General features: G+C 54.7%; 10 protein-coding genes. 8 read left to right on the top strand and 2 right to left on the bottom strand.

Features of this window, described 5'->3' with window-relative positions; genetic code table 11:
- The first annotated feature begins 57 nt into the window (after positions 1-57).
- The 8 genes from ggt (at position 58) to AADW22_RS05495 (ending at position 8,322) form a co-directional block, all read left to right on the top strand.
- Positions 58-1,647 carry a gamma-glutamyltransferase gene (gene ggt / locus AADW22_RS05530; RefSeq protein WP_407474412.1) on the top strand — a complete coding sequence of 530 codons (1,590 nt, stop codon included), beginning with the start codon at positions 58-60 and terminating at the stop codon, positions 1,645-1,647.
- A 174-nt stretch (positions 1,648-1,821) separates the two neighbouring features.
- Positions 1,822-2,535, top strand: coding sequence for a TetR/AcrR family transcriptional regulator (locus tag AADW22_RS05525; protein WP_254655151.1), 714 nt, complete (start codon positions 1,822-1,824; stop codon positions 2,533-2,535).
- A 257-nt stretch (positions 2,536-2,792) separates the two neighbouring features.
- Positions 2,793-3,587 (top strand): ABC transporter ATP-binding protein, encoded by a 795-nt coding sequence (locus AADW22_RS05520; RefSeq protein WP_288396943.1) that lies wholly within the window; start codon positions 2,793-2,795, stop codon positions 3,585-3,587.
- A gap of 10 nt (positions 3,588-3,597) precedes the next feature.
- The gene (locus tag AADW22_RS05515; protein WP_386173106.1) at positions 3,598-4,371 is read left to right on the top strand and encodes an ABC transporter permease; all 774 of its coding nucleotides are present in this window, start codon (positions 3,598-3,600) and stop codon (positions 4,369-4,371) included.
- A gap of 36 nt (positions 4,372-4,407) precedes the next feature.
- The gene (locus tag AADW22_RS05510) at positions 4,408-5,433 is read left to right on the top strand and encodes an ABC transporter substrate-binding protein (protein WP_278425134.1); all 1,026 of its coding nucleotides are present in this window, start codon (positions 4,408-4,410) and stop codon (positions 5,431-5,433) included.
- 86 nt (positions 5,434-5,519) lie between these two features.
- Entirely contained in the window at positions 5,520-6,992 is a 1,473-nt protein-coding gene (locus AADW22_RS05505; protein WP_407474411.1) for an amidohydrolase family protein, read from the top strand.
- Between the two features lie 16 nt (positions 6,993-7,008).
- Entirely contained in the window at positions 7,009-7,434 is a 426-nt protein-coding gene (locus AADW22_RS05500; RefSeq protein ID WP_037954208.1) for a hypothetical protein, read from the top strand.
- Between the two features lie 3 nt (positions 7,435-7,437).
- The gene (locus tag AADW22_RS05495) at positions 7,438-8,322 is read left to right on the top strand and encodes a polysaccharide deacetylase family protein (protein ID WP_407474410.1); all 885 of its coding nucleotides are present in this window, start codon (positions 7,438-7,440) and stop codon (positions 8,320-8,322) included.
- A gap of 657 nt (positions 8,323-8,979) precedes the next feature.
- On the opposite strand, the gene AADW22_RS05490 is transcribed toward AADW22_RS05495, so the two are convergent.
- Together AADW22_RS05490 and AADW22_RS05485 are read right to left on the bottom strand one after the other, a co-directional pair.
- The gene (locus tag AADW22_RS05490; RefSeq protein WP_009826291.1) at positions 8,980-9,228 is read right to left on the bottom strand and encodes a DUF6552 family protein; all 249 of its coding nucleotides are present in this window, start codon (positions 9,226-9,228) and stop codon (positions 8,980-8,982) included.
- Positions 9,218-9,922: an SDR family oxidoreductase gene (locus AADW22_RS05485; protein ID WP_289080334.1), complete on the bottom strand. Its 705-nt coding sequence runs from the start codon at positions 9,920-9,922 to the stop codon at positions 9,218-9,220. Before AADW22_RS05485 ends, AADW22_RS05490 begins: the two co-directional genes overlap by 11 nt.
- Positions 9,923-10,004: the final 82 nt, after the last annotated feature.

Genomic DNA, 10,004 nt, shown 5'->3' with positions numbered 1-10,004 from the left:
CTAACACAAGATCATCGCGAGCCCATGGCAAGTGGTGCTAACTACAGGAAACCCGAAATGTTTGACTTCTTCTCTGCTCGCCGCCCCAGTACGCTTGCGTCTTCAGCGATGATCGCAACCTCTCACCCATTATCAACCTCAGCCGGCCATGAGATCCTGACCAAAGGGGGCAATGCAGTAGATGCGGCGATTGCTGCAGTGGCTGTGCAGTGTGTCGTCGACCCTTTGATGACGGGTATAGGTGGAGACTGCTTTGCGCTTTATGCGCCAATAGGCGGTAAGGTGAAGGCCCTGAATGGGTCGGGACGCGCGCCAGCTGCTGCAACGGTCGAAGCTCTAAGAAATGCAGGTCTCACGGATGAGATCCCCCAAACAAGTCCACATTCGGTCACGATCCCAGGTGCCATTTCGGGGTGGTGCCTGTTGCACAAGGATCATGGCTCTTTGCCAATGGACCAGTTATTCGCACGCGCGATAAAATACGCCGAAAACGGCTACCCTGTAACACCGCGCGTCGCGATGGATTGGGCTGCGAACGCAGATTTAGTTGCAGGCGACGAACATGCAGCAAAGCTGTTTCTGCCCAACGGTAAAGCGCCGAAAGCGGGCGACATGCACGCCCACCCCTTGCTCGCCGAAAGTCTGCGCATCATAGCAAAAGAAGGCGCTGCAGGATTCTATGAGGGTGACGTGGCAGCGAAAATGGCCGCACATCTGCAATCTCTTGGTGGGCTGCACACCGAAGCGGATTTCCACGAAGGTCGGGATCAAGCGCACTGGGTTGAACCGATTTCATCGCGCTACGGAGATCATGACGTCTTTGAATGTCCACCGAACGGCCAAGGTTTGGCGGCCCTTCTCATTTTACGCATCCTGTCGCGCTTTGACATGGGTAAGGGCCTCTCCGACGCTGACCGCATCCATCTGCACGCTGAGGCAACTAAGCTTGGATACCATCACCGCGATGCTTTGATCGCAGATCCTGCAGACTGCCCAGATGTTGTCGAAACACTCTTGTCTGACGAGGTCGTAGACGCACTGGCCGCGCGGATCGACATGCGCCGCGCTATGCCCCCTACGCTTTGGAATGAGCCAGAGCATAAAGATACGATCTATCTCAGCGTCGTTGACGCACAGGGAAATGCGCTGTCTTTCATCAATTCAATCTTCCACGGTTTTGGCTCGACGCGCTTAGATCCAACCACAGGTGTTCTTTTTCACTCTCGGGGTGCGTCGTTCCGGCTTAATGAAGGCCATCCCAATGCCATTGCGCCACGCAAACGCCCCATGCACACGATCATCCCTGGCATGCTTTGCAAAGATGGTGTCGCCGTGATGCCCTTCGGCGTCATGGGCGGGCACTATCAAGCGGCTGGCCACGCTGCCTTTCTGTCTGGCGTGCTGGACTTGGGAATGGACATACAAGAAGCAATGGATGCACCGCGCAGCTTTGCGCATGATGGGGTGCTGGATATTGAACCAAGTGTTGCCTTGGAGGTGCGCGAAGATTTGACGGCGCGCGGGCACGTGCTGGCCTTACAAGAATCCCCGATAGGTGGGAGCCAGGCAATCTATATCGACCCAGATACAGGTTTGCTGACAGGTGGGAGTGATTCAAGAAAAGACGGAATGGCTTTGGGATTTTAATAATTTTTTGCGATCTACTGGGTTCAGCATGCAAAAATATCGGCGGCTTACAGTATCTGAACCCCAAATTATCTCTTCAATTTACCGCCTCTCATCGGGCTCACCGTCAGCTTAAGGGACTTTCACGCCAGCTTTACCATCCGGTTTCGAACCGATTAGATGGCCTGAGAAGATGTGGTAGATAAGAACAACGGTCGATACGGGGAAATTATGGCGGCAAAATGTGGTGGTAGTCCTAACGCCCCAACAAAATCCCCTAAATTCAGAAGTCGCGATGCGACGCGGACACAAGCCGAAATATTGGCTGTCGCTATAGACGAATTTGCCGAACACGGTTTCCACGGCGCACGGATTGATCGCATCACAAAGGCTGCCAAGTGCAACTCGCGTATGATCTACCATTATTTTGGTGGGAAAGAGCAGCTTTATATCGCGGCTCTTGAAGACATTTTTCAACAGATCCGTGACCAAGAAGCGCAGCTAAATTTTAGCGTAGGGGATCCAGTCACGAAGTTGAAGGAATTGGTGGAATTCACCTTCGATTACTTTAAAAATAACGCCGATTTCCGCAAAATGACGCGCAATGAAAACGCCTTGAACGGGATGTACATCGCGCGTTCAGCGGTGATGCGTGACATGTCGGAGCCTCTCATCGTAGCAATTCGGAATCTCGTAGAGCGTGGATATTCAAGCGGAGTGTTCAGTCGAAAGCCTGATCCCGCCCAGCTTTATCTTAGTATTGTCGCCCTTTCAGCCCACCACCTGAACAACGCTGCCACTCTTGGCATTGTTGTCGGCCAGAACCTACATGACGACGCGTGGCAAGAAGAACGTCGGCAACACGCCAAGGACGTCATTCTGAGCTACCTCGGCATCCAGAATCATTAGCGCTGTTGTCCTGTAAAAACGGCGCGTGGCGTTAATCAAACGAGAGTGAAGCCTAAATTCCCCCATTAAGGGAACATTGAGTGCTGTCTTTTCGCGCCAGCGACCAAAACCGCGCCTCTTTCTTGAGCGGAGTAATTTAATTCTAAAATTTTTTACTTAATTTCATTTATAGGCTCACGGCTCTGCAGTTTGATGACTGCATGAACATATTAAATCATCATGAACAAAGCACCGGCACCCCCCTTCAAGCAGGGTCAATGCCATATCGCTACGCAGTGGAACTACAGACGGCGTCTGTTGTTTTCGGCAAGGGAGATGCTGCTGTTACAGCACTGTCACCGACCTCTCTGAAAATGGACGCAGGTGATTTCGTGGCGCTTGTCGGCCCGTCTGGTTGCGGCAAGTCTACTATCCTACGCTTGGTCAGCGATCTGATACAGCCGTCGTCTGGTGTAGTCCTTGTTGGCGGGCGAGAAGCGTCAGCCAAACAACTGCGCATCGGTATGGCGTTCCAGAACCCCACGATGCTGCCGTGGCTAACGATCGAGCAGAACGTGATGCTGCCGCTCAAGATCGTGGCTCCATTCAAGGCGACATTCCACAAGGATCGTAAAGGGGCTTACCGAGACCGCGTACATCGTTTGCTAAAACAGGTCGGCCTTCAGGATTTTGCTAATCACTATCCATGGCAGTTGTCCGGCGGAATGTTGCAACGATCAAACCTCTGTCGCGCCCTCATCCACGAACCCGATCTGTTGCTGCTTGATGAACCCTTCGGAGCGCTGGACCAGTTCACGCGCGAAGAACTTTGGCAAATCCTTCAGGACCTGTATCTGGACCGCAAACCGACGGTGTTACTGGTCACACATGATCTTCGCGAAGCCGGCTTTCTGGCAAAACGTATCTGCGTGATGAGTGCACGACCTGGCCGCGTCATATCAGACGAACCCGTCAACATCCCGCAGCCCCGGGACATTGGCATGATCTACAGCCCCGAATTTGTCGAAATGACCCAAGGCCTGCGCGAGCTGATCGCACAGGTCCGTAAATAGGATAAGTGCTATGACCGAGAAAAATCGCATCAGAATGCTGTCCTTTTCCCTGATCTTCGGCTTCTTTCTGATATGGGAGGTTCTTTGCGTATTGCTGGATGTCTCTGACCTTGTTCTGCCGCGTCCGTCCGAGATCCTCGTGACGCTGTGGATCAAGTTCCCGATTTTGGTGCCCCACATCCTCCAGACATTGTATTCAACGCTTACCGGTTTTGTTCTTGGTGTCGCGATTGGAACAGCCTTGGGTGTCATGGTGGGTACATCCAAAGTCGCCTACGCCGTCGCTTCGCCACTGCTGGTTGGATTTTCATCCATTCCTAAGGTCGCAGTAGTCCCGATTTTTGTGCTCTGGTTCGGATCGGGCACGACACCAGCGGTACTAACCGCAATGGTCATTTGCGTCTTCCCGATTGTGGTCAATATCGCCACTGGGCTTGCGACAACAGAACCCGACCTTGAAGACGTGCTGAAAACGCTTGGCGCGTCAAAGCGAGAAATTCTGTGGAATGTCGGGCTGCCGCGCACCATGCCCTACTTCTTTGCGGCGCTGAAGGTTGCGATCACGCTGTCCTTTGTTGGTGCTGTACTGTCCGAAACCGTGGCCTCCAACCGCGGGATCGGGAACGTGATGATGACCGCCTCATCGAACTTCCAAGTGTCGCTTGTTTTCGCAGGGCTGATCATTCTCGCTCTGCTTGGTGTGGCCCTCTACTCGCTGTTTTCGCTTCTCGAAAGGCGCGTCACAGGATGGGCAACCCGCGGCAATGACATCGCAATGCCCTAATCAACCCTCCCCTCATCGAAATAAGGAAAGCTGAAAATGAAGAATGTTCTCGTGGGTGCCACCTTCGCGCTAATGGCTGGCGCAGCCCCAGTGTTTGCCGAAATGACCGACATCCGGTTCACCCTGGGCTGGAAAACGCAGGGCTCTGATGCGCCTTTCCTTCTGGCGCTGGACAAGGGTTACTTTGAAGACGAAGGGCTGAATGTGTCCATTGACCAGGGCGAAGGCTCGGCTGCGACCGTGACGCGGATCATGGGTGGTGCCTATGACGCAGGTTTTGGCGACATCAACGCAATCATTCAGAATGCTGCGGCACGCCCGGGTGAGGCACCTGTCATGGTCTATCAACTGTGGAATCGTCCCCCTTTCGCGATTGTGACACCTAAGACGGCAGGCATCGAAAATCCTGAAGATTTCGAAGGCAAGACACTTGGGGGCGCTCAGGGCACGCCGACGACACGGCTCTTCCCTGTTTTCGCCGAAATCAACGGCATTGACCTTGATAAAGTCGCCCAAGAAAACATGGCACCTAACCTGCAGGAACCGATGATGATCCGCGGGGATATCGATGGCGCGTTCGTGTTCACTTCGACAAGCTGGTTCAACCTGATTGCAAACCGCCAAGACCCGGCAAATGACTACAACTGGTTCAACTTCGAAGACTACGGCATGGACCTGTATTCCAACGGCATGATGGTGTCGCGTGAACTTCTGGCCGAAAACCCCGAAGCCGTTGCAGGGCTGGTGCGCGCGGTGAACAAAGCTACGATGGAGGTGTCCGCCAATCAAGACAGTTCGGTCGAGGCGATCATGGCATATGACAATCTGGTGGATGCCGACCTGGAACGCGCGCGGTTGGAATTTGCGCTGACTAATCTGATGAACGCCCCTGAAGTCACGGACATCGGCATGGGTGATCTTGTAGACGAGCGTCTGACCCGCTCGATCGAGATCGTCGCGAAGGGCTACGATCTGGAGCGTCTGCCAGAAGCTTCAGAGATTTTTGACCGGTCCTTCCTTCCTCCGGTTGATGAGCGCCGCTTCGAGACAACCATTAACTAACGCTTAGCCTCACTGCGGCAGGTGATCGCCTGCCGCAGTGAGGTAACCTGAAAATTTCTCCCACCAACTTGTTCGCGGAACTCTATATGTCCAAGCATCGGTTATTGCTCAGTGGTGGGCTCGTTCTTGTTAAGAATGAAACCTTCGAGCGCGTTTCGATCCTTGTGACGGATGGCATAATTACGGCCCTACTCGCAGACGGCGACGCCCCGGAAGATGCGAAGCGCATTGATGTCAGCGACCGCCTTATTATTCCCGGTCTCGTGAACGGCCACACCCACTCACACGGTGCGCTTGGGCGTGGTGGCGTCGCTGGTAACATGACGCTTGAACCGTTCCTTGCGGGATCAGCTTGGCTGAATGCGTCACGAAGTACCGATGATCTGCGCCTCGCAGCAGAACTTTCGGCAGCTGAGTTGATCCGCAAAGGCTGCACAAGTTGCTTTGACCTGTTCATAGAACTATCAGGCCCGACAGTTGAAGGTATCCATGCGGTTGCCGAGGCGTATCAAGGTGCAGGCTTACGCGCAGTCGTTGCCCCTATGATCGCAGACAAGACCATCTATCAGGCCTTGCCCGGGCTGCTGGAGCAATTTGACCAGCCCCTGCGTGACATCGTTGTCGCCTTGTCGATGCCGGACTGGCAAGACATTATCGCAGTATGCAATGAGGCTTTCGCGACTTGGCCCATACCAGATGGACGTGTCCGACCCGGGATAGGACCAACGATCCCGCTGCACTGTTCAGATGCTTTTCTTACCTCGTGCGCAGACGTTGCCGCACAGCATGAAATACCGCTGCAAACCCATTTGGCTGAAACGCGACTGCAACAGGTCATCGCACATCAGAAATATGGTACCAGCCTCACCGCACATCTGGATCATCTACAGATGCTAAGCCCGCAATTCAGCGGCGCGCATGGCGTGTGGCTATCGCAATCAGAGGCCGACCTCCTTGCGGCCCACGACGCCTGTATCTGCCACAACCCCCTTAGTAACCTTAGGCTCGGTTCTGGCATTGCACCCGTAAGATTGCTTATGGACAGCGGTGTGACCCTGGGGGTCGGAACGGATGCGTCGAATACGTGTGATGGCCAATCCAATTTCGAATCCATGCGCCTTGCGGCGACGCTAAGTCGGTCACAGACAAGCAACAGCGAAGAATGGATATCCACCCGTGATGCTTTTGCCATGGCAACGACAGGCAGCGCGCGGATTATGGGGCTCAAGAATGTTGGTATGATCGCCGAAGGATGGGCCGCGGACATGCTGTTCTTGGATGCGGGCTATTGCCACTATACGCCACTGCGTACCCCGCTCGACCAGATTGTGTTTGCAGAAAACGGTGCTGGCTTGCGTGAAGTGATGATTGCGGGTGAGTATGTATTCGCCAATGACCGCGTGCTGACCCTCAACGAACCAAGCCTTACTAAACGCGCCGCGGATGCCGCTACACGGCTGGATGAGACAAACGCTCAAACACGTTTAGTGAACGCAGCAGCATCCGCTGTCGTGCAAAGCTTCTGCCGCGCGACCTGCGCGCTCCCCTACCCCAATTAAGATGAAAGTTACCGCCATGACCCAGCAAACAGACCCTGTAGCCACAGCAAAAGCAATTGTGGAAAGCTATCTTGAACGGTCGATGGTGCCAGATCCTGAAGGGGCCGCAGCCTATGTCAGTGACGATTTCAAATTGGTGTTTACCGGGGGACGCATCTTCGCCGGCCCCGCAGAGAGCGCCGCCTTCAACGCAAAACGATATGACTGGGTCAAGAAGAAGTTCTTACGCACCGATGCCGCACTCGACGAGGCGACAGGGGACGTCCATGTCTACAACACCGGCTATCTTTACGGGGCGTGGAAGGATGGGACCACATTCGAAACGAACCGGTATTTGGATAAGTTCGTTGTTCGCCACGGCAAGATTGTCAGCACCGACGTCTGGAACGACAGTGCCGAGATAATATTGCACAAGGCTGGCTTAGCGGAAGCGGAACTCTGAATTATGCTCCCTCATCATGGTAGATACGACTACTCTCCAATCTCTAAACGCGCCGACTACAGCTGGCCTGAAGGCAAACGGCTTGCAGTCTACATAGGACTCAATCTCGAACATTTTGCCTTTGGCTCTGGACTTGGTGCCGAACTGGCACCTGGGGGCCCGCAACCAGATGTCCTAAACTACGCTTGGCGCGACTATGGCAACCGCGTTGGTGCATGGCGGCTGTTAGAGTTGTTTGATGCATTAGGGCTGCCTGCCAGTGTGCTCGCCAACAGTGAAATGTATGAATACGCACCAGACCTCATGGCCTCTTTCAGCGCGCGCGGTGACGAGATCGTCGGGCACGGGCGAACGAATTCCGAACGTCAAAGCGACCTGACGACGGAGAGAGAAGCCGAGCTGATCTCCGAAGCTACGAAAGTCCTCCACGATGCCGAAGGTAAACAGCCAAAGGGCTGGCTATCTCCATGGATCTCGGAAAGCTTGAATACGCCAGATCTACTTTCAGAGAACGGGTACAAATACACGCTAAACTGGTGCATGGACGATCAACCTGTTTGGATGAAAACACGCCACGGACGTCTCTTGTCGATCCCCTATCCGCAAGAGGTCAACGACATTCCCTCTATCGTCGCACGCAAGGATGGTGCGGCCGAATTCGCGAATATGATCATCGATAACGTCGACGAAATGCTTGAACAGTCTTCGCGGCAACCACTTGTCATGGGCATCGCTTTGCATCCCTATTTGGTCGGACAGCCCTATAGGCTTAGACACTTACGCCGGGCACTGTCTCATATCGCTTCGCACCAAGACCAGATATGGCTGACGACAAGCGGTACTATTTCAGACTACTGTTATGATGCGATATCTGACTTGGTTCCTTGAGCGATACGGCAAGCCCACTTTAGCGTATCGTGTTTGGCAGAATTGCACTTCTCATGAGAACCGCTACCCGAGATTGTTAAACTTTTTCCCCCTGAGAGGCTCGGTTTCGCTGACGCAGACTTCGAGCGTTCCGCCGTCACCGCATATCTAACACCCCGTTAACAACGAGAGTGATAGCGGATGACGGCCAACATGCTTGACTGTGACACACATTCGACTCAAACCTATTCTCAAGAAAACAAACCGGACAAACTTTCAAATTTTATCAAGGCACTGATATTATGTTAGAACATCCTGCCATCCCAGCCCCTTCACTTTAGATGAATAGCGTAAGCACCCGCCCCATCCGGTGGCGGTATTATTGCCCCCGTTTCCGCCCCAGCGTGATCGATACTCAAGCAGGCTAATCTTGGTTCTCGACCGGAGACAGAGGTGATGAGAGCTGCCGGGGATAGGCATTGGTCGCGATAAGGCATCCGAGAGAGATCAGGGGCACCTGCCCCCCTCGAGGACCCTGCCGTACCCAGCCACCCAAGGTGGCCGAGCGGCAGCATAAAGAACCCTGGGGGAGGGGTCTGAAGTCTGTGTAGCTGGGATGGCCCAAACGGCTTCACATACTCAGGTGGCGATGCGGCAGCAGGGGCGATGCCAAACGCGCTATTGGCTGGCCATGCCAACCATCATCGACCCCAGTGCCACAAGGTGGATCAGCATGATCGCCCTGTCATTCCACAGGGTGCCTACGATGAACCAACCGATGACGCCGACGATAAACAAATAGAGGTTCCACGGCGTCCAGCCGAATCCCGTTGCGGCGTAGCCGAGGATCTGCACGATCGATGCGGCCCATTTGATCCAGAACGCAAGTCGGGTGCTGCTGCGCAAGGCAATCAGATCAGACGGCACGGGTCAGCCCTCCGTCGATGCGCCAGTTCTGACCGGTGACATAGCCGCCTTGGTCGGACGCCAACCACCCGATGAGGGAGGAGACCTCTGCCTCGGTGCCATACCGGCCCATGGGGATGCGCGCGCGGCGGTCGTCTGTTTCGGGCAGGCTGTCGATGAACCCCGGCAGGACGTTGTTCATGCGGATGTTCTTGTCTGCGTATTGATCGGCGTAAAGCTTGGCGAACCCTGCAAGCCCCGCGCGGAAAATCCCTGATGTGGGGAACAGAGGGTCGGGCTCGAACGCCGCGAAGGTAGAGATGTTGATGATCGCGCCGCCGCCCTGTGCTGCCATGATCGGGGTCACCAGTCGCGTGGGGCGGATCACGTTCATCAGGTAAACGTCCATGCCCTGATGCCAGTCGTCATCCGTCATCTCCAAAATGTCGCCCTTGGGTCCGTGACCGGCCGAGTTCACCAGCACATCCACGCGCCCCCATCGCTCCATAGCGCCATCGACCAATCGCGCCAGATCATCAACCGACTGGTTGGTGCCGGTGACACCGAAGCCGCCAAGCTCTTTGGCCAGTGCTTCGCCTTTGCCAGAGGACGACAGGATCGCGACCTTGAACCCATCGGCGGCAAGCTTTTTGGCAGCCCCTGCCCCCATGCCGCTACCGCCCGCTGTGATTAACGCTACTTTTTCTACACTCATGACGTTTGCCTCCTTTATGTGTTAAACAGCGCTATCGCGTCTGCTTCAACGCAGGTAAGCGCTTTGCAACGCTTCGACCAGC

The sequence above is a fragment of the Sulfitobacter sp. PM12 genome (assembly GCF_045586035.1).
GTDB classification, from domain to species: Bacteria; Pseudomonadota; Alphaproteobacteria; order Rhodobacterales; family Rhodobacteraceae; genus Sulfitobacter; species Sulfitobacter pontiacus.
The sequence above is the reverse complement of the archived record's forward strand: the minus strand, read 5'-3'. Positions and strand labels throughout refer to the sequence as shown.